The organism is Ferrovibrio terrae (assembly GCF_943371255.1).
Taxonomy (GTDB): Bacteria; Pseudomonadota; Alphaproteobacteria; order Ferrovibrionales; family Ferrovibrionaceae; genus Ferrovibrio; species Ferrovibrio terrae_B.
Map to the genome: position 1 here is coordinate 1 of NZ_CALRUC010000086.1, position 19,004 is coordinate 19,004.

A 19,004-nucleotide genomic window follows, 5' to 3' on the forward strand; every position below is an offset into this window, starting at 1 on the left:
GCCAGCATGACTGCATCGGCACTGGCGCGCTGGCCCTTGCGTGGCTGTTTCAGGCGGATCAGGCCGCCCAGCAAAGCGTCATGGGTGTGATCGATGTCAGGCATTTGATAGTAAAGAGGAACTTGGCAAATGAGCGGCGCTTGACCGACCCGGCCAGCCCACTATGCTCCACCCAGACCGCTCGACACAATCATGGGTTCGACTGCCGTGGTGCAGACTGCCTCCAAATCCCTGCAAGACCTGCCGGCGCCGGGCCCCAAGCCCAGCATCGAGCCGCTGCGCGCCCTGGTGGCGGCCGATATGGACGCCGTGAACCGCGAAATCATCGCGCGCATGGCCAGCGATGTCAGCCTGATCCCGGAACTGGCCAGCCACCTGATTGCCGCCGGCGGCAAGCGGATTCGCCCGCTGCTGACCCTGGGTTCCGCCCGGCTCTGCGGCTATCAGGGCAGCCACGATGTGCTGCTGGCCACCTGCGTCGAATTCATCCACACCGCCACCCTGCTGCATGACGATGTGGTGGACGAAAGCGACCGCCGCCGCGGCAATGCCACCGCCAATGTGCTGTGGGGCAACCAGCCTTCCGTGCTGGTCGGCGACTTCCTGTTCACCCGCGCCTTCCAGCTGATGGTCGAGACCGGCTCGCTGGAGGTGCTGCGCATCCTGGCCGGCGCATCCTCGGAGATCGCCGAGGGCGAGGTGCTGCAGCTGGTGATCGCCAACGACATGAATTCGCTGGAAAGCGACTATCTGAGGGTGATCAAGGCCAAGACCGCGGCGCTGTTTGCCGCCGCCTGCCGCGTCGGTGCGGTGATCGCCGACCGGCCGCAGGCCGAGGCCCAGGCGCTCGACGATTATGGCCATAATCTCGGCATCGCCTTCCAGCTGGTCGACGATGCGCTGGACTATGCCGCCGATGCCGCCACGCTGGGCAAGAATACCGGCGACGATTTCCGCGAGGGCAAGATCACCCTGCCGGTGCTGCTCGCCTTCTCGAAGGGCAGCGAGGCCGAGCGCGGCTTCTGGCGCCGGGTGATCGAACGGCCCGAGGAACAGACGTCCGAGGACTGGTCCCAGGCGCTGGCCTATCTGGAGCGCCATGGCGCCATCCAGGAAACCCTGGCCCGCGCCCGGGCCTATGCCCAGAAGTCGCGTCAGGCGCTGCAGCTGTTTGCCGCCGGGCCGATGCGCGATGCGCTGTCGGAAGCGGTCGATTTCGCCGTCGAACGGGCGCTTTAAACCCGGCTTTAAACCCCTGCCCGGCCTAGGCTTTCGGCGTATCGGCTTTTCCACCGCGAATGCTCGCGGGGGTGCCTTGCGGGGGCGTGCCGCAGGCGCTATACAGTCGCCCGCGCCGGTCGGAGCGTAGCTCAGCCTGGTAGAGCACTAGCTTCGGGAGCTAGGGGCCGGAGGTTCGAATCCTCTCGCTCCGACCAGCGCGCGAATTCTCCCGAAAAAACCAGCTCCCCCCTGCTCCGTCGTCGGCTTATTCCGTCACCCACTCTACTCGGTAAGAATGGGCGGCACGCGCACGCGCCGCACCGTTTCGCGGTAGAGGATGTACAGCCCGCTGGCGATGACGATGGCGCAGCCGATCCAGGTCTGCGCATCGGGGAAATCGCCCCAGACATACCAGCCGATCAGCACCGACCACAGCAGATGCGTGTAGTCGAACGGCGCCACCACGGCCGCCGGCGCCAGGCCATAGGCGCGCGTCATGCACAGCTGCGCCGTGCCGCCGATGAGGCCGGTACCGATCAGCAGCAGCAGGTCGGTGACGCCGGGCGTCACCCAGAAGAATGGCAGCGCCAGGCCGGTGAACAGCGTGCAGAAGGCGGTGAACCAGAAGGCGATGGTGGTGGAGGGTTCCAGGCGGCTGAGCCTGCGGATCTGGATGATGGCCAGCGCATACAGCAGGGTCGCCATCACCACGATCAGGCTGGCGCTTTCCAGCATGCCGCTGCCGGGACGGATGATCACCAGCATGCCGACGAAGCCGACGATAATCGCCGACCAGCGATGCAGGCCGACGCGTTCCTGCAGCAGCCAGACCGACAGGCAGGCGATGAAGATCGGCGCCGCAAACGCAATCGCCGTCACCTCGGCGAGCGGCAGGAACTGGTAGGAATAGAAAAACAGCAGCATGGCGCCACAGCCGAACACCGAGCGCAGGCCGTGGCCCGCCAGCTGCCGGGTCTTCAGCAGCATCAGGGCATTGGCCAGCGTGTTGCCGCGATCATTGCCTGCGCCGCCGGCGCTGCGCCACACCATCAGCAGGATGGGCGGAAAGGCAAACAGGCTGCGGAAGAACATGATCTGCACGGTGGGATACCCGGCCGTGAGCCACTTCACCAGCGCATCCATGATGCCGAACAGCGACACCGCGATCAGGATGTAGCCGATGCCCAGCGGCGTGTTGGACACTTGCGTATGCGCGGGAAAGACAGACATCGGCGTGCGGCTCAGACCTGACATGAAACGGCCCGGCTGGTTGTGCCATGCCGGGCCGTGGATTGCATCCCCTATCCATTATTTTGTCATTCACGCCCACCACACAAACCGTCACCCTAGGGCTTGTCCCTAGGGTCCATCGCACGTTCCGATGCGCGGATGGTGCAGATGGACCCTCGGAATAAATCCGAGGGTGACGATCTGTGTTACGAAAGCGCTGCTCCGGTGAAAGTATTAGAACGCCAGCGGCTCGGTCACCCGGGTCCAACGGCCGCCCTTCACCTGCACCATGAACACCGACTCGCTGCCATGATGCTTGTTCGGTCCGAATGTCATCACCGGGCCGCCGAAGATATCGGTATAGCCCTGGATCGATTCCATCGCCTTGAGGAAGCGCTCGGTGGTGAGATCCTTGCCGGCACGGTCCAGCCCCATGACGATCAGATCAGCCGCGACATAGGAAAACTGTGCCGCCGGGTTGGGATCGACATTGTATTTGGCGCGGTATTTCTCCACCCACTGCTTGATCGCCGGGTTGGCTGAATCGGGATACGGTGCTTCGATCTGCGTCATCGTATAGAGGCCCTCGGTGGCACCCGCCGGCGCGCCCGAGACATTGAGGTCGAAAGCCGCCGTGGTGCCCACCATGTCGACCGCCCAGCCCATCTTGCGCGCCGTGCTGTAGGCCAGGATGGTGTCGCGGATGATCGAGCCGAGCGCAATCACATCGCAATTCGCCGCCCGCAGCTTGGTCATCTGGGCGGTGAAATCGGTATCGGTCGGCTTGTGCGTGGTTGCATCGGCCAGTTTGACATTCATCGCCGCCAGCTGGTCGCGCGCGCCTTCGAAAATCTCGCGGCCGAAATCGGTATCCTGATACAGGGCACAGACATTCTTCTTGCCCTTGTCGACGAAGTGTTTCACTGCGCCGCGCATCTGCGCGTAATAGGAGGCACCGGCCGCCCATTTCATCGGGTGAAACGGCTCATACAACTGCTTCGCCCAGCTGAGCGGGAAGAAATTCGGCACCCCGGCCTTCAGCTGATCGGGCATCACTGCATTGTTCATCGGCGTGCCGGCACCGAGCAGGATCAGAAACACCTTGTCGCGGTTGATCAGCTTGTTGCCGGCCTGCACCGCGCGCGGCACCTGATACTGGCTGTCCTCGATGATGTAGCGGATCTTGCGGCCCTGCACGCCGCCCTGGGCATTGACCTCGTCGAAACGCATGCGCGCGGCATTGGAGGAATGCACGCCGAAGGCCGCGGCCACACCGGAAAGATCGGTATGCGTGCCGATGATCACTTCGGTCTTGGTCACGCCCTGCAGCTTCTGCGCCTCGGCCTGGCCGGCATAAAAGGCCAGCATCGCGGTGACAGCGGTGATCGTTACTCTGCCCAGACTGATCATGATTCCTCCGGAAGTTTTTTTGTGGTCGAAAAATGCCGGCCGCGGCGCATCGCTACACCACGGCCGGATATGCATGCCTCACCCATGCGCTGCGGCGATCACATGCCGTAACGCACCGGGCCGGCGATCTGTACGAAGCGGCTCTTCTGCACCTGGAACAGGAAGGCCTCGTCGGCACCCTGGTGCTTGTTCGGCCCGTAACTGACCGCCGGGCCGCCGAAGATGTCGCGGAAGCCCTGGATGCTTTCAATCGCCGCCACCATCTTGTCGGTGGTGAGATCCTTGCCGGCACGGTCGAAGGCGAAGATCAGCTGGTCCATCAGGCCATAGCCATAGACGGCACCGATATTGGCATCGGAGCCGAACTTGGCCTTGTACTTGTCCATGAAGGCGGCCACCTGCGGCGAAGCCGTGTCGCGATAGGGCATCACGGTTCCCGCCATCACATACATGCCTTCCGTCACGCCACCGGGGGCACCGGCAACGATCTGGTCATAATTGGCCGACTGGCCGAGGAAATCGACATCCCAGCCCATCTTGCGCGCCGTGCCATAGGGCACGATGGCATCGCGCACGATGGTGCCCATCACCACGATGTCGCAATTGGCCGACCGCAGCTTGGTGATCTGGCTGGTGAAGTCGGTGGCAATCGGGGTGTTGGATGCGGTTTCGATGACGACCAAGTTCATCGCCTTGGCCTGGTCCTGCACGGCTTCGAGGATTTCCTTGCCGAAGTCGGTGTCCTGATACAGCGTGCAAAAGCGCTTCTTGCCCTTGTTGGCCACCATCCATTTCATGCCGGCGCGGATCTGGTCGTAATAGGACGACAGGCCGGCGAATTTCAACTTGTGGAAGGGTTCCGACATCTGCCGCGCCGCGGTGATCGGCGAGAAGTTGATCACGCCGGCCTTCAGTTGGTCAGGCAGCACGGCGTTGTTCATCGGCGTGCCGAGCGCGCCGGCCATGATGAAGATATTATCGCGGTTGATCAGCTTGTTCGCCGCCTGCACGGCACGCGGCACCTGATACTGGTTGTCTTCCACGATCAGGCGAAGCTTGCGGCCATAGATGCCGCCCTGCTCGTTCACCTCGTCGATGCGCAGCCGCATCGCCTGCGAGGAATGCACGCCATAGGAGGCCGCCACACCGCTCAGGTCGGTATGCATGCCGATGACGATTTCATTTTTGGTGACGCCACGCACCTTGCTCGCCTGCTGCGCCTCTGCAGATGACAGTGGGGCGCCAGCGAATACCACTATACCGGTCACGGCCGCGACCGTGAGCACATGGACCCTACGCATGCGGACCTCCCTCGTTTTTATGTGGTCTTATGCTTCTGCTTGACCTGCAAAGCTTAGTCCTGTGCCGCGGCGCGTCCTATACGGATTCGATGCGGCAGCGCCGTTGCTGCGGCGCACAAACGCAAAGACGCCCGCGGTTTCCCGCGGGCGCCTCGCAATGGATCGTGTTCAGACGATCGAAAGGCCTAGTACATGATCGGACCGCCGCCGATCTGCACGAAGCGACCCTTCTGGATCTGGTAGTACAACACTTCGGTGGTGCCCTGATGCTTGTTGGGGCCGAAGCTGATCACCGGGCCGCCGAAGATGTCGCGGTAGCCGCTGATGCTCTCCAGGCCCTTGAGGAACTTGTCGGTGGTCAGATCCTTGCCGGCACGATCGAGTGCGGTGACGATCAGGTCGGCGATGTTGTGGCCATAGACCGCGCCGATATTCGGGTCGGCGTTGTACTTGGCCTTGTAGGCATCCCACCAGGCGGCCACGGTCGGATTGGCGGTATCGCGATAGGGCATCACGGTGCCGGCGCCGACATAGAGGCCTTCCGTCGCACCACCCGGCGCCGAGGCGACGATCTGGTCGAAGCTGGCCGACTGCGAGGTGAAGTCCACATCGGTCCAGCCCATCTTGCGCGCGGTGGCATAGGGCACGATGGCGTCACGCACGATGGCGCCCATGGCGACCAGGTCGCAACCGGCACTGCGCAGCTTGGTGATCTGCGCGGTGAAGTCGGTGGCGACCGGGGTATTGGTGGCGGTCTCGACCACCTGCATGTTCATCGCCTTGGCCTGGTCCTGCACCGCGTCCAGGATTTCCTTGCCGAAGTCAGTATCCTGATACAGCGAGCACAGCTTCTTGCGGCCGTTCTTCTGCACCAGGTATTTGATGCCGGCGCGAGTGTGGTCGTAATAGCTCGAGAAGGTCTGGAACTTGAGCCTGTGGAACGGCTCGCTCATCGAGCGGGCGGCGGTCAGCGGCGCCAGGTTGGGCACCTCGGCCTTGAACTGCTCGGGGAACACCGCGTTGTTATGCGGGGTGCCGAGCGCGCCGGCCATCAGGAAGATCTTGTCGCGGTTGATCAGCTTGTTGCCGGCCTGCACCGCGCGCGGCACCTGATACTGGCTGTCTTCGACGATCAGGCGGATCTTGCGGCCGTTGATGCCGCCCTGCGCGTTGATCTCGTCGAATTTCAGGCGCATCGCCTGCGAGGAATGCACGCCGTAGCTGGCGGCCGGGCCGCTCAGGTCGGTATGCATGCCGATGATGATTTCGGACTTGGTGACGCCACGCACGCTCTGGGCATGCACGGCGCCCGCGAGGCCGATGGTCGCCGCCACAGCGGCGGCACTCATGACAATTTTACGAATACGCATCTCTGGTTTCCTCCTCATAGGCCTCAATTGGTTTTTGTCGCGCCGGCGCATGGGAGCCCATCACGCGCCGACATACATCTCTTCGATCAGTGCCTTGTATTTCTCGTTCACGAATTTGCGCTTCAGCTTCATGGTCGGCGTCAGCTCGTCGTCTTCGGCGGTGAGCTGCTGGTCGATCAGGCGGAATTTCTTGATCGTTTCGACCCGGGCGAAGTTCTTGTTGACCTTCTCGATCTCCTCGCCGATCAGCGCCTGCACTTCCTTGGCATGGCACAGCGAGGCGAAGTTGGTGAACGGCACGTTCAGATCCTGGGCGTATTTCACCACGTTGTCATGGTCGATCATGATCAGGCAGGTGAGGAACTTGCGCGCATCGCCGATCACCACCGCATCCGAGATATAGGGGCTGAATTTCAGCTGGTTCTCGATCTCGGACGGCGTGATGTTCTTGCCGCCGGCGGTGATGATGATGTCCTTCATGCGGTCGGTGATGCGGAACCAGCCCTCGTTGTCGACCACGCCGACATCGCCGGTATGCAGCCAGCCATCGACGATGGTTTCCGCCGTCTTGCCCGGGTTGTTGAGATAGCCCATGAAGACATGCGGGCCCTTCAGCAGGATCTCGCCCTGCGGGCTGAGCTTCACGTCCGTGTTGGGCACCGCCTGGCCGATGCTGCCGAGCTTGATGCGGTCCATCTGCGGCGAGGTGGCGAGCCCGACATTCTCGGTCTGGCCATAAACCTCGCGCATGTCCTTGCCGAGCGCCAGATACCACTTGATCAGGTCGGGTGAGATCGGGGCGGCACCGGTGACCAGCCATTTGCAGCGGTCGATGCCGATGATGCGCTTGATGTTCTTCAGCACCAGATGGTCGGCGAACCAGAAGGCGAGCTTCAGGCCCAACGAAGGCTCGCGGTCCTCCAGCCGGCATTGCGCCAGCTGGTAGCCGATGCCGAGCGCGGTCTTGTAGGCCAGCTTGCCGAAGCCGGTGGCATCCTTCATGCGGATCGCGATGCCGGAATAGAACTTCTCCCACAGGCGCGGCACCGCGAAGAACACGGTGGGCTGCACCTCCTGCAGGTTCTGCGGGATCGTTTCCGGGCTTTCGGCGAAATTCACCGTCGAGCCCGAGCGGATCGGCCACAGCAGCGTGAAGCCGCGCTCGGCGATATGGCACAGCGGCAGGAAACTGAGCTGTTCGTCGGTGCCGTCCTGCTCCAGCAGGCGGCCGGCATTCTCCATCTGGAAGATCAGGTTGCGGTGGCTGATCATGGCGCCCTTCGGCGCCCCTGTGGTGCCCGAGGTGTAGATCAGGATCGCCAGGTCGTCGGGCTTGCCGAGCTTGAGCTGCTCCTCCCAGAACGCCGGATGGGCCTTCTCGTAGTCGCGGCCGAGCTGCAGCAGCGCATCGAAGCTGATCACCATCGGGTCGCGGAAATCGGCCAGGCCTTCCATGTCGATGACGACGATCTTGCGCAAACTCGGGCAGCGGTCGCGCACTTCCAGGATCTTGTCGAGCTGCTCATCATTCTCGGCGATGTAGATCACCGTCTTGCTGTCGTTGAGGATGTATTCGACCTGCTTGGCGGAATCGGTGGTGTAGATGCCGTTGGTCACGGCGCCGATGCCCTGGCTGCCGAGATCGGCATAGAGCCATTCCGGGTTACCTTCGGAAATGATCGAGACCACCTCGCCGCGCTTGACGCCGAGCGATGCGAAACCCAGCCCGGCATGCTTGGCATTCTCGCCATAGCGGGTCCAGCTGATCGAATTCCAGATGCCGAGATCTTTCTCGCGCAGCGCCACCTTGTCGCCGCGCTCGCCCACCTTGCGCCAGAAATAGCGCGGCAGGGTGTCGCGTTCGAGGATGGCGAGGATATCGGCATCGATGGCAATGCCGGTTTTCGGATCGACTGCCTTGGCACTCATTACAGCCTCCCTGTGGCGCTCAGCGCCCAAGCGATTAACGCCACGTTTTCCGCTTCTTCCAGCGCCGCTTGCCGCGCACGCCCTGTTCCTTCATGCCGAGATAGAATTCCTTGATGTCTTCCTTCTCGAGCAGCTTGGCGCAGGTATCGGCCATCACGATGCGGCCGACTTCCAGCACATAGCCGTAATGCGCAGCATGCAGCGCCACATTGGCATTCTGCTCGACCAGCAGGATGGTGGTGCCCTGCTCGGCATTGATACGCACGATGATCTCGAAGATTTCCTTCACCAGCTTGGGCGACAGACCGAGCGAGGGCTCGTCCAGCAGCAACAGCTTGGGCCGGCCCATCAGCGCGCGACCGATGCTGAGCATCTGCTGCTCGCCGCCCGACATCGAGCCGGCGGCCTGGTTCTCGCGCTCTTTCAGGCGCGGGAAATAGCCGTAGACCATCTCGATGTCCTTGGCGACGCCATCGGCATCCTTGCGGGTGAAGGCGCCCATCATCAGGTTTTCCTTCACCGTCAGGAACGGGAAGGTCTCGCGGCCCTCCGGCACATGGCCGATGCCGAGCCGCATCACCTTGTCCGGATCCATCTTCTGGATGTCCTGGCCGTTGAAGACGATGCTGCCCTTCTGCGGGTCCATCACGCCGGAAATCGTCTTCAGGATCGTCGTTTTGCCAGCCCCGTTTGCACCGAGAACGGTGACGATGCTGCCTTCGGGCACCGCCAGGCTGACGCCGCGGATCGCCATGATCGGGCCGTAGAAGGTCTCGATATTGGCCAGCTTGAGCAGCGGCGGATTGGCCAGTTTCTGTTCGATGGTCTGCATCTGCATGGCGGCGCTCATCTCAGCCTCCCAGATAGGCTTTGATGACTTCGGGATGGCTCTGCACTTCCGCAGGCGTGCCCAACGCCAGCACGCGGCCGTAATTCAGCGCCAGCACGCGGTCCGACACCTCGTTCACCAGGCCCATGTCGTGTTCGACCATCAGCACGGTGATGCCGAGTTCGTTGCGGATGTCATGGATCCAGAAGGCCATGTCCTCGGTCTCTTCGGTATTGAGGCCGGAGGACGGCTCGTCCAGCAGCAGAAGCTTGGGCTCGGTGCACAGCGCGCGCGCCAGCTCCACCACCTTGCGGGCGCCGTAGGGCAGGTTGACGATATAGGTGTCGCGGTAATGCTGCAGGTCGAGGAAGTCGATCACATGCTCGACCTTCTCGCGATGCGCCAGCTCCATCCTGCGCACGCTGGGCAGGAACATCAGCTGCGAGGCGATATTGCCGCCGCGATGGGCATGGCGGCCGAGCAGCAGGTTGTGCAGCACGGTGGCATGTTCGAACAGCTCGATATTCTGGAAGGTGCGCGCGATGCCCAATGCGGCGATCTTGTCCGGCGCCACCTGGGTGATGTCCTGGCCCTCGAAGCTCAGCACGCCGCTGGTCGGGTCGTAGATGCGGCTGATCAGGTTGAACACCGTGGTCTTGCCGGCCCCGTTCGGGCCGATGATGGTGAAGACCTGGCCCTTCTCGACGTCGAAGCTGACGCCGTCGACCGCCTTGATGCCGCCGAAGTTGATGGCGAGGTTATCGGCCTTGAACAGCGTCACCGGTTGCGCTCCGATTTTGTGTAGGTCTTCTGGCGCTTGAACGTCGCCTTCTTGTAGAGCGGGAACAGCGAGAAATAGAGCTTCACCTTGAGCCAGCGGCCATAGATGCCGAGCGGCTCGAACAGGATGAAGAACACCAGGATCAGACCGAAGATGCCCGGCTCCAGGCCCGGCTGGCGTGCGACGCTATCGGGCAGGTAGTCGCGCAGGATGGCGATCAGCTGCGGCAGCGAGCCGACGAAGATGGCGCCGAAGATCGCGCCATGGATCGAGCCCAGGCCGCCCACCACCACCATCAGCAGCAGCTGGATGGAAAGCAGGATGTTGAAGGCATCGGGCGCCAGATAGCCGATCTTGTGGGCGAACAGCGTGCCGCCGAAGCCGGTGAAGCCGGCCGAGATCGAAAAGGCCAGCGTCTTGTAGGCGGCGAGGTTGACGCCCATCGACTGGGCGGCGATTTCCGAATCGCGGATGGCGACAAAGGCCCGGCCGGTCGGCGAGCGCAGCAGGTTGAGCGCGGCCAGCACCGCCAGCACCAGGGCGCCGAAGGTGATGTAGTAGAACGGCACGTCATCGACGATGGCAATGCCGAGCACCTCCGGCCGGTCGACGGCAAAGCCCTTGAAGCCGCCGGTGACATGCTCCCAGCGGATCAGAATCTGCTCGATGATGAAGGCAAAGGCCAGCGTGGCGATGGCGAGATAGACGCCGGTGAGCCGCAGCGCCGGCCGGCCGATCACCGCGCCGATGATGGCCGAGAGCACCGTCGCCACCGGGATCGAGATGAAAAACGGCACGCCCAGATTCAGCAGGATCGCATGGGTATAGGCGCCGATGCCGAGGAAGGCGGCATGGCCGAGCGAGACCTGCCCGGTATAGCCGGTCAGCAGCATCAGGCCGATGCCGACGATGGAGAGGATGAAGACGTAGGAAATCTCGCCGAGCCAGAAGTCTTCCAGCACGAAGGGCGCGGCCACCAGCACGGCGATCAGCAGGCCGTACCAGAAACGGTCGACGCCATCGCGGAACAGGTTGATGTCCTGGTTGTAATCGGTCTTGAAGAAGAAGCGCATGATCTGTCTGTCCTTACACGCGCTTGCGGCCGATATTGCCGAACAGGCCCTGCGGCCGGATGAACAGCACCGCCAGGATCACCACATAGGCGGCAACATCCTTGAAGCCTTCGGCCATGTAGATGCCGGAGAACTGCTCGATCACGCCGATCACCAGGCCGCCGATCACCGCGCCGGGGATCGAGCCGAAACCGCCCAGCACGGCGGCGGCGAAGGCCTTCAGCCCCAGCAGGCCGATGGTGGTGTCGATCAGCGACACTGGCGCCAGCAGGATGCCGGCCACGGCGGCAACGCCGGCCGAGATCGCCCAGACCAGCGAGAACACCATCTTCACCGGGATGCCCATGTAATAGGCCGCCAGCTGGTTCTGCGAGGCAGCCTGCATGGCAACGCCGATGCGGGTATAGCGGAAGAAGGCATAGAGCACGCCGCACAGGATCGCCGTGCCGACGACGATGGAGACATTGACGTCGGCGACGATGAAGCCGCCCACCCTGGTGACGCCATCGGTGAACGGCGTGGCAAAGGCGCGCGTCTCGGTGCCCCAGATCATCGAGGCGCCGGAGCGGAACAGGAAGCCGAGCCCGATGGTGAGCATCACCACCGAGAACTGCGGCTGGCCGATCACCTGGCGCAGGATCACCGTATCGAGCAGATAGCCGAACACGGCCATGAACAGCACGGCGCCGAGGAAGGCGAGCCAGTAGTTCAGCCCGAAGCCCTCGATCAGCGAAAACGCCACGAAGGCGCCCAGCATCAGCAGGTCGCCCTGGGCGAAGTTCACCATCTCGGTGGCTTTGTAGATCAACACGAAGCCGAGCGCGATCAGGCCGTAGATACAGCCTGCCGCCAACCCGTTCAGCAGCAACTGGACAATCTCGGACAGAGCTTATCCTCCCAGATAATATTCAGGCGATTCTTGGTGCCGCCATCTTGTGGTGGCAGATTAGGGAAAGCGCGCCGGACAGGTCAATCGCTTTCGCGCTCGGATGAATGCTAATCACTTGACGTAGCGTCAATTTTCGCCCCCTGCTGTGCCCTCGCCCTGCCCTGGAAACTGCCTACGGAACCGGCATGTCCATTCCCTTCATCAAACAGCTCGATTTTGCCTACGGAACAGTCAGCGGCCTCAGCCCTTTGGTGCGCCGCGTCATTGCGCAGAATCCCTCGGCTTTCACCTTCCACGGCACCGGCACCTACATCATCGGCCATGGCCGCAAGGAGCAGGGTGGCGGCGGTGTCGCGGTGATCGATCCCGGCCCCGATGACCCGGCCCATATCGATGCGCTGCTGAAAAACCTCGATGGCGAGACCGTCAGCCATATCCTGATCACCCATACCCATCGCGATCATTCGCCCGGCGCGGCAAGGCTGAAGGCGGCGACCGGCGCCAGGACCTGGGCCTTCGGGCCGCATCCGGTGCCCGAAGGCGGGCCGGCGGTGGAAGAAGGCGGCGACCATGCTTTCCGGCCCGACCATCTGCTGCAGGATGGCGACATCATCCAGGGTGCGGGCTGGACGGTGACGGCACTGCACACGCCGGGCCATATCTCCAATCATCTGTGCTTCGCATTGCATGAGGAAAAGGCCCTGTTCAGCGGCGACCATGTGATGGGCTGGTCGACCACAGTGATCTCGCCGCCGGACGGCAGCATGACGGAGTATTATGCCAGCCTGAAGAAACTGCTGCCGCGCCACGATGTGCGCTACTACCCGACCCATGGCGCGCCGATCGACGCGATGAACACCGGCCATTCGCCACAGCATTTCGTGCGCGAGCTGATCCGCCATCGCGAGACGCGCGAGACGCAGATTCTCGACTGCCTGAAAGCAGGCCCGCAGAGCATCCCGCAGATGGTGGCGACCATGTATGCCGATGTACCGGCCTATCTGCATTCGGCCGCCGCGCGCTCGGTGCTGGCGCATCTGATCCATATGGTGGGCGACGGCCGCGTGACGGTGGACGGCGGCGGCGCAACAGATGAGGCGGCAGTGTATCGCTGAGGCGGCACAACCGGCGGTCTGCATGGCGGGAAGCCGGCACAACAGCCATGCGGCAGTCTGCCGCGCCCGCCGGCGGGCAACGGGTCATCCGGATGAGCGCCGGCTGCGTACAAGGAAGACAAAGCCCCCGTCCGCCTTAGCAGTCCATCCCAGCGCCCATGTCTTTCCTTGCCGGCAATACGCTTCCGGACCGTTTCAGTTTTCACCACCCCGAGCTGCGCCGCCCGGGGGCGGCTTTCATGCGCGATGCCGGCCGCGATGTGATGCTGAAAATGGATTTCGGCGAGATGAAAGGCAGTCTGCCGATCGACCGTCTGGCCGGTAGCCTGCAACTGCCGGCCGATGCAGCGGACCGCGAACTGCTGGCCCTGGTGCCGCAGGCCCTGCGCTATGTGCGGCAGGTGCAGGCCGATGATCCGGTGCCGAGCGAACTGATCGAGGGCCGGCCATCCTGGATGCCGCGGCCGCATGTGCTGCAGCGCGCCGTCGCCGCCGTGTGGCGTGCAGTGCAGGGTCCGATCGCGGTGCTGGAATCAAACACCCTGCCGCCGCGGCCCGACCCGGCCGATACCGATGTGCGCTGGGTGGCGCGCAGCCTGCTGGGCCTGTTTCCCGATGTGACCATTGCCCAGGTGGAAGAGCGCCTCGATGCCGTGATCGCCGATGTCGCCCGCGTCGACTGGTTGCGCCGCGCCACCGCCACCCTGCAGCGCACCGTCGGCGAGCTGGCGCAGTTTTCCGCGCGGCATGGCAGCGATGCGATGGGCGACCTGGCGCGACGCAGTGCATTGCAACTGCGCGAGGTCACCATCTGGGGCACGGAACAGGCGATTGTGGCGGATACGGCGGTTGGCGATATCAACCGCCTGCTGGCAGACCCGGCGCTGCTGCGCCACAAGGCCTGGCCCGCCATCTGCGCCCTGCGCGCCCTGGTGCTGGATGTGGAACCCGTGCTGCTGCACTGGCAGCAGGCACGCCAGCGCAGCGACGGGCCGCGCCTGCGCGATCTCGAAGACATTCTGCGATTGACACTGCAACGCTATGCCGGTTTCGATCCCGCCATGTTCATGCCGACTGCCAGCCACCTGGCAACCGGAGGCCTGGATGGTTGAGACTCTCACCTTCCCCTCACCTGACGGGTCTGCACGATGAGCGACATGCACAACGACACGCCTTCGCCCCATCCGGCAGCCACGGCCCTGCAGGTCAAAGGCTATGAGGAGCTGCCCCTGAGCGCGTTGCAGCACTATCCGATGCTGGCACGCTGCCATGCCGCCTGGCTGCAGGCCCGGCTGGGCGACAGGCTGCCCGCCGTGGTCGCGGTCGAGGCCCTGCCGGCCGAGGTGCTGCCTTACACCATGCTGCTCGATTATCTGCCGGCGCAGCGCGATGTGCGGGTGCGGCTGGCCGGCAATTATGTCGGCGAGCGCACCAGCGAGGATGAGGGCGGCCGGCGGCTGGGCAATTTCTTCAACGCCCATGATGCCGATATCGTCTTCACCAGCATGGAACTGGTGGCCACCACGCGTCAGGCCAGCCTGGCGCGCCGCAGCTATGTGTCGCTGGAGGGCAACCAGCTGAGTTACGTGCGGCTGATCCTGCCACTGTCAGCCGATGGCAGCACGGTGACCGGCTTCTTCAAGACCATCGAACCGGCCACGCTGGTGAAACAGCCGGTTGCCTGAGCATGGCAGTACGGCCTGCGACGCATCATTCGAAGGCACGTCTGTTCAGTGCTTTTTATGTACCGGCCAGATTGGCGCCATGCGGCGGGGGCGCAGCCAGCAGAAAAATGCTGTCGGCTGGCTCCCGGCTTAGAATTTCCCGCCGGCGCCCTATATGGGATGTGTGAACGGTGCAGGCCTTGGACGGGTATTGGCGGCAGTTGGATCGGCTGGGATCCAAATGGATCGAATGGGATCGAATAGGCTCCACTTGGCATCGAATGGGATTGCATTGGCCGTCCCTCGGACACCATTGGCTGCCAATCGGATGCGCTCGCAAACGATCGGCCATGAAATATCAGTCACTTGAAACGCAGATGGCCGGGTGAGACCCGGCCATCGCTGGCTTCCGGCGGGGATGCCGGGCGGTTTACGCGCCAGGCCCTATCTTTTTCGGCGCTACGCGCCGGGCGTCGGCAGCTTGTGGCCCTTGAACTGCTCGCGCAGCTTGGTCTTCAGCAGCTTGCCGGTGGCGGTATGCGGCAGCTCGGTGACGAACACCACGTCATCCGGCAGCCACCATTTCGCCACCCGGCTTTCCAGGAAGCCGAGCAGCTCGTCGCGGCTGACCTCCTGGCCAGGCTTCTTGATCACCAGCAGCAGCGGGCGCTCCTGCCATTTTTCATGATGCACGCCGATCACGGCGGCCTCCTGCACGGCGGGATGGCCGACCGCGGCATTCTCCAGGTCGATCGAGGAGATCCACTCGCCGCCCGACTTGATCACGTCCTTCGAGCGGTCGGTGATCTGCATGTAGCCGTCTTCGTCCAGCGTGGCGACATCGCCAGTGGTGAACCAGCCCTCGCTGTCCAGCACGTTGCCGCCCTCGCCGCGGAAATAGCCACGCGTGATCCAGGGGCCGCGCACCTTCACATTGCCAAACGCCTTGCCGTCGCGCGGCAGCTCGTTGCCGTCGTCGTCGGTGATCTTGATCTCGACGCCATAGACGGTGCGGCCCTGCTTGGACTGCACGTCGATGCGCTTGTCCAGCGGCAGCTCGGCATGCTTCTTCAGCAGGTTGCCCGTCGTGCCCAGCGGCGACATCTCGGTCATGCCCCAGGCATGGATGACGAAGCAGTTCAGCTGCTTGGCGAAGCGCTCGATCATCGCGCGCGGCGCGGCGCTGCCGCCGATCACGCAGCGCTCGATCCTGATGTCGGACTTGAGATCGAGGCCCGGATTGGCATCGATATACTGGAAGAAGGCGAGCCAGACCGTGGGCACGCCGAGCGAGAAGTTGCACTTCTCGTCGCGCAGCAGCTCGTACACGCTCTTGCCATCCAGCGCCGGGCCGGGGAAGACCAGCTTGGCGCCGCTCATGCAGGCACCATAGGGCACACCCCAGGCATTGGCATGGAACAGCGGCACAATCACCAGCGCAGAGTCGCCCGAGCCGAGGTTGAGGCCGTCGCGCTGGCACACCGCGTAGGAATGCAGCACGGTCGAGCGATGCGAGAACAGCACGCCCTTCGGGTTACCGGTGGTGCCCGAGGTATAGCAGAGCGATGAAGCCGTGCGCTCATCGAATTCCGGCCAGGCGAAATCAGGCTTCTCGGCGCCGATCAGATCCTCGTAGCACAACAGATTGGGAATCTTGCTGTCCTTGGGCATATGCGCGGCATCGGTCAGCAGCACGAAGGCCTTCACGGTCTTCAGCTGCGGCGCCAGCTTCTCGATGATCGGCAGGAAAGTCAGGTCGAGGAACAGATACTGGTCCTCGGCATGATTGACGATGTAGTCGATCTGCTCGGGGAACAGGCGCGGATTGACGGTATGCAGCACCGCTCCCATGCCCGAGACGCCGTAATACAGTTCGAAATGCCGGTAGGTGTTCCAGGCCAGGGTGCCGATGCGGTCGCCCAGCTTGACGCCCAGCTTGGTCAGCGCATTGGCCAACTGCTTGGAGCGGTCGCGCAGGTCGCGATAGGTGTAGCGATGGATCGGGCCTTCGACGGTGCGGGTCACGATCTCCGTCTTGCTGTGATAAAGCGCGGCATACTCGATCAATTGCGAGATCAGCAGCGGACGGTCCTGAACCAGACCCAGCATGGGCTTCCTCCTGTTGAAGCTTTTTTGTTTAATGAGGAGCGCAGTCTATGGGCCGGCCAAATGCGCCGCAAGTCGGCGGCCCGCTCCGGCTGCGCATTCCGTGGCGTCAGTCCAGCAAATCAGCGCCCGGTGAACACCGGCCTGCGCTTCTCCAGAAAGGCATCGCGCCCTTCGGCGAAATCGGCCGAGTTGAACAGCAGGGCCTGGCCATCGGCCTCCTGCGCCAGCAGGGCCTCCAGCGGCTGCGGCCCGCGCGCCAGTGCGGCCTTGATGAACCCGATCGGCAGCGGCGCCAGGCTGGCGAATTTCGCCGCCAGCGCGAGGGCGGCATCCAGAACCTCGCCCGCAGGCACCGACTGATCGGCCAGGCCGATGCGAACCGCCGTGTCGCCGTCGATCTCTTCGGCCAGCATCAGCAGGCGCTTGACCCAGCCGCTATTGACTCGCTGCGGCACCGTCCACAGCGCCGCCATGTCGGGCATCAAGCCGACCTTGCCGAAGGAACAGCAGAATTTCGCATCCTGCGCGGTCACCACCTGGTCGCAGAGCAGCGCCAGTGACATGCCGGCGCCATAGGCAAAACCCTCCACGGCGGCGATCACCGGTTTCGGGCCTGCCACCAGCAGGCGGGCCAGGCGATGCAGATTGGCCAGACGTGTGCGGCCGGCAACCCCGGTCACATTCTGCATCGACGAGATATCGCCGCCGGCGCAGAAGGTGCCGCCATTGCCGGTCAGCACGATGGCGCGTACATCGTCATCGGCCAGCGCCGCCTCGACAGCCGCCATCAGTTCGGCGCGCAACTCCAGCGATAGCGCATTGCGCTTGGCGGTGTAGTTGAGGCGTATCAGCCGCACGCCAGGCGGGATATGGGCGGCTGGATCACCGGCCGATTCGATGACGACAAGGGGGGCTGACGAGGTCATGCGGGCATTCTCCTGGCAGGGAATCAGCCTGGATTCCCTGGTATTCATCGTGAGTTGGACTGCTCGAAACTTTATTACCGATCATCCCTGCACAGATTTTATTCAAACTGTTCAGTTCTAGGCATGAGTGTAACCGAAGAGACACAGTTCCCGGCCACGGCGGCCATATTACCGGGTAAGTGTTTGTCGCACAGGGTCTTCTCTGGTTATCTGCGATGGAATTTTTCTCTCGGAGGTTTGCCCTATGACTAAAGTGCTTTTCCGCGCCGCTCTGGTGGCCCTGGGCCTGACGGCCGCCACCTCGGCGATGGCTGCCGACGCTGATCGTCTGACCCTGACCCTGACCCCGGCCGTTGCTTCGGAATACTACTTCCGCGGCATCAGCCAGACCGACGGTCATCCGGCCTACCAGCTGGGCGGCGAGGGCCTGTTCAAGATCAACGACACCTTCAGCGGCTATCTCGGTTTCTGGGGCAGCAACGTCGACTTCAACAACAGCGTCAGCATTGAAGCCGATCTGATGGGTGGCTTCCGGGCCACCTTCGACAAGCTGAGCCTCGATGCCGGTGTGATCAGCTACAACTATCTTGACCAGCCGACCGCGGCCAGCACCTACGATTTCATCGAGTACAAGCTGACCGCCGCCTACGACTTCGGCTTCGTTATCCCGAGCGCCGGCTTCTACTACAGCCCGAACTTCCAGCTCGACGCCAACACCGCCACCTACCTCACGGCTGGCGTCACCGTGCCGATCCCGGTCACCGAATTCGACCCGAAGCTGATCGCCAATATCGGCCGCCAGGACATCGACAAGCCGGATCGCTTCTTCGGGGTGACCGGTTCCAAGGACAACTATCTGGACTGGAATGTCGGCGTATTCGCGACCTTCTTCGGCTTCACCGCCGGCCTGCAGTATGTTGACACCAACATCAGCAAGCGCCAGTGCGGCACCAGCGCCAATTGCGGCCCGGCCGCCGTGCTCAGCGTGAGCCGCGCCTTCACCTTCTCATCGATCGTCAGATCGGTTCGCCTACCGGACCGCCGCCATCCCCTGGATGGCGGCGGTTCCTTTTTTGGGGATATGTCGCAGCCGTCTGGCGCTGGCGGCCGTAATACCCCCCAGCGCGTAGACCATCAGCCCCAGGTGCCGCGCCAGC

16 protein-coding genes and 1 tRNA gene are annotated in these 19,004 nt (G+C 63.3%); 6 read left to right on the forward strand and 11 right to left on the reverse strand.

Going from position 1 to position 19,004, the window contains the following annotated elements:
- Positions 1–300: 300 nt before the first annotated feature.
- On the forward strand, positions 301–1,239 hold the full coding sequence (locus AAG799_RS16465; RefSeq protein WP_341897772.1) for a polyprenyl synthetase family protein: 939 nt from the start codon (positions 301–303) through the stop codon (positions 1,237–1,239).
- 120 nt (positions 1,240–1,359) lie between these two features.
- Positions 1,360–1,436, forward strand: a tRNA-Pro gene (locus tag AAG799_RS16470).
- 67 nt (positions 1,437–1,503) lie between these two features.
- On the opposite strand, the gene AAG799_RS16475 is transcribed toward AAG799_RS16470, so the two are convergent.
- From AAG799_RS16475 to AAG799_RS16515, 9 genes are all read right to left on the reverse strand, one after another.
- Positions 1,504–2,451 (reverse strand): DMT family transporter, encoded by a 948-nt coding sequence (locus tag AAG799_RS16475; RefSeq protein ID WP_341897757.1) that lies wholly within the window; start codon positions 2,449–2,451, stop codon positions 1,504–1,506.
- A 234-nt stretch (positions 2,452–2,685) separates the two neighbouring features.
- Positions 2,686–3,861: an ABC transporter substrate-binding protein gene (locus AAG799_RS16480; RefSeq protein WP_341897758.1), complete on the reverse strand. Its 1,176-nt coding sequence runs from the start codon at positions 3,859–3,861 to the stop codon at positions 2,686–2,688.
- A 98-nt stretch (positions 3,862–3,959) separates the two neighbouring features.
- A complete protein-coding gene (locus AAG799_RS16485; RefSeq protein WP_341897759.1) occupies positions 3,960–5,162 on the reverse strand; it encodes an ABC transporter substrate-binding protein in 1,203 nt (400 codons plus the stop codon).
- Positions 5,163–5,347: 185 nt separating this feature from the next.
- Positions 5,348–6,532 carry an ABC transporter substrate-binding protein gene (locus tag AAG799_RS16490; RefSeq protein WP_341897760.1) on the reverse strand — a complete coding sequence of 395 codons (1,185 nt, stop codon included), beginning with the start codon at positions 6,530–6,532 and terminating at the stop codon, positions 5,348–5,350.
- Between the two features lie 60 nt (positions 6,533–6,592).
- Positions 6,593–8,461: an AMP-binding protein gene (locus AAG799_RS16495; RefSeq protein ID WP_341897761.1), complete on the reverse strand. Its 1,869-nt coding sequence runs from the start codon at positions 8,459–8,461 to the stop codon at positions 6,593–6,595.
- Positions 8,462–8,495: 34 nt separating this feature from the next.
- Positions 8,496–9,311, reverse strand: a complete 816-nt coding sequence (locus AAG799_RS16500) for an ABC transporter ATP-binding protein (RefSeq protein ID WP_341897762.1) — start codon at positions 9,309–9,311, stop codon at positions 8,496–8,498.
- A gap of 1 nt (position 9,312) precedes the next feature.
- A complete protein-coding gene (locus tag AAG799_RS16505; protein WP_341897763.1) occupies positions 9,313–10,071 on the reverse strand; it encodes an ABC transporter ATP-binding protein in 759 nt (252 codons plus the stop codon).
- Positions 10,068–11,144, reverse strand: a complete 1,077-nt coding sequence (locus tag AAG799_RS16510) for a branched-chain amino acid ABC transporter permease (RefSeq protein ID WP_341897764.1) — start codon at positions 11,142–11,144, stop codon at positions 10,068–10,070. The genes AAG799_RS16505 and AAG799_RS16510 overlap by 4 nt, the downstream gene beginning before the upstream one ends.
- Positions 11,145–11,157: 13 nt before the next feature.
- The gene (locus AAG799_RS16515) at positions 11,158–12,012 is read right to left on the reverse strand and encodes a branched-chain amino acid ABC transporter permease (RefSeq protein WP_341897765.1); all 855 of its coding nucleotides are present in this window, start codon (positions 12,010–12,012) and stop codon (positions 11,158–11,160) included.
- 206 nt (positions 12,013–12,218) lie between these two features.
- On the opposite strand from AAG799_RS16515, the gene AAG799_RS16520 reads away from it, so the two are divergent.
- The 3 genes from AAG799_RS16520 (at position 12,219) to AAG799_RS16530 (ending at position 14,833) form a co-directional block, all read left to right on the forward strand.
- Positions 12,219–13,148 (forward strand): MBL fold metallo-hydrolase, encoded by a 930-nt coding sequence (locus tag AAG799_RS16520; RefSeq protein WP_341897766.1) that lies wholly within the window; start codon positions 12,219–12,221, stop codon positions 13,146–13,148.
- Positions 13,149–13,306: 158 nt separating this feature from the next.
- Entirely contained in the window at positions 13,307–14,260 is a 954-nt protein-coding gene (locus tag AAG799_RS16525) for a hypothetical protein (RefSeq protein ID WP_341897767.1), read from the forward strand.
- A gap of 36 nt (positions 14,261–14,296) precedes the next feature.
- Positions 14,297–14,833, forward strand: coding sequence for a PAS domain-containing protein (locus AAG799_RS16530; RefSeq protein WP_341897768.1), 537 nt, complete (start codon positions 14,297–14,299; stop codon positions 14,831–14,833).
- A gap of 438 nt (positions 14,834–15,271) precedes the next feature.
- Here the strand turns inward: AAG799_RS16530 and AAG799_RS16535 are convergent, their stop codons facing one another.
- On the reverse strand, positions 15,272–16,921 hold the full coding sequence (locus AAG799_RS16535; protein ID WP_341897769.1) for a 3-(methylthio)propionyl-CoA ligase: 1,650 nt from the start codon (positions 16,919–16,921) through the stop codon (positions 15,272–15,274).
- 119 nt (positions 16,922–17,040) lie between these two features.
- A complete protein-coding gene (locus tag AAG799_RS16540; RefSeq protein WP_341897770.1) occupies positions 17,041–17,847 on the reverse strand; it encodes an enoyl-CoA hydratase/isomerase family protein in 807 nt (268 codons plus the stop codon).
- Between the two features lie 244 nt (positions 17,848–18,091).
- Between AAG799_RS16540 and AAG799_RS16545 the strand changes: the two genes are divergently transcribed.
- The coding region (locus AAG799_RS16545; RefSeq protein ID WP_341897771.1) for a TorF family putative porin at positions 18,092–19,004 on the forward strand (913 nt) is incomplete at its 3' end.